At 53.3% G+C, this 1,119-nt stretch carries 1 protein-coding gene; it reads right to left on the bottom strand.

The genetic code is table 11. From position 1 onward, the window contains the following. On the bottom strand, positions 1 to 1,033 hold a 1,033-nt coding region (locus AB1552_14495), incomplete at its 3' end, for a DDE-type integrase/transposase/recombinase (protein ID MEW6054967.1). Positions 1,034 to 1,119: the final 86 nt, after the last annotated feature.

The following is a 1,119-nucleotide window of genomic DNA, read 5'->3' as shown; positions in this document are numbered from 1 at the left end:
TGACGTTCAAACCCAGGGGGACCAGCATACTATGAGATATCCCGTCGAAGAAGACCTCAACCCTGGCAGGATCGTCTTCATGGTACAGCAGGGTTACCATCCTGCCGATCAGGTGCACCGGCGCTTCATAGAGTCTGCCGCCAAGGGATACGGTTCTATCCTTATCCACCTTTCGCTGTACTCTGAGCCGAAAATGATCGTCCAGGTCTTTAGGCGCCTCCCGCATGAGGTGTGCATGCTTGAGATACCGGTTCAGGGGTGTCTGCCTGGTGCTGCTATGCACTGACGTGTGGTAATTGGTATCGAGCCACTGCTTCAGGGCGTCATTGAGATACTTGAGGTTCATGCCCTCGACACAAGCGCTCAAAAACTGCATCCTCAGCGTTCTGAAGAACCTTTCGATTTTGCCCCGGCCCTGTGGCTGATAGGGAGTTGAATGGATCAATGCTATTCCCAGGGAAGCCGTGGCATGTCTCAGGAGATTAGATCTAAATGCCGGCCCGTTGTCTACATAAAGCTTCCGGGGCAGTCCTCTCTTTTTGAGCCCTTTCCTCAGGACATCGATATAGCTTTCGATACGTTCATTGAGGTAGAACTCCGCATGCGTGATCAGCCGGCTCATATCATCTATAAAGGCAAAAAGATACGTCTTACGCTGTCTGCCCTCTATGTCTACCATCGGCCCATGCATACAGTCAGACTGCCAGATGTCATTAGGCAGTTCTGCCTCAAACCGCCGACGGTCTTCAACCTGTTCCTGCCTGCTCATTAACCCTCGCTGGCGGTACAGACGGTAAATCGTCGCCTTTGCAACTTTTACCTGTGGCAACAATATCTGCCGCCGTTTGGCTTCCCTGATCACTGCCGGAAGCGATGCCCCCTTGAGCTGTTTCTTCAATTCGCACAGGGCAAGGACTGTATCTTCACACAATGCCCTCGGCCTGCCACGGTCACTTCTGCCATTGGGATACAGGCTCTCCAGTCGCCTTCCACCCTTCTCATATCTCCGTGCCCAACTTAGTATTGTCGACACGCTGAGCCGACTCCTGCCTGAGTGCGGGATATCCCACTCACAGGCGCACTTCTCCTGCAACAGAAGCTTCCGTTGTCCCCGCTGAA

This window comes from Nitrospirota bacterium, assembly GCA_040754395.1.
In the GTDB taxonomy this organism is placed as follows: domain Bacteria; phylum Nitrospirota; class Thermodesulfovibrionia; order Thermodesulfovibrionales; family SM23-35; genus JBFMCL01.
This window is presented reverse-complemented; position numbering and strand designations above follow the sequence as displayed.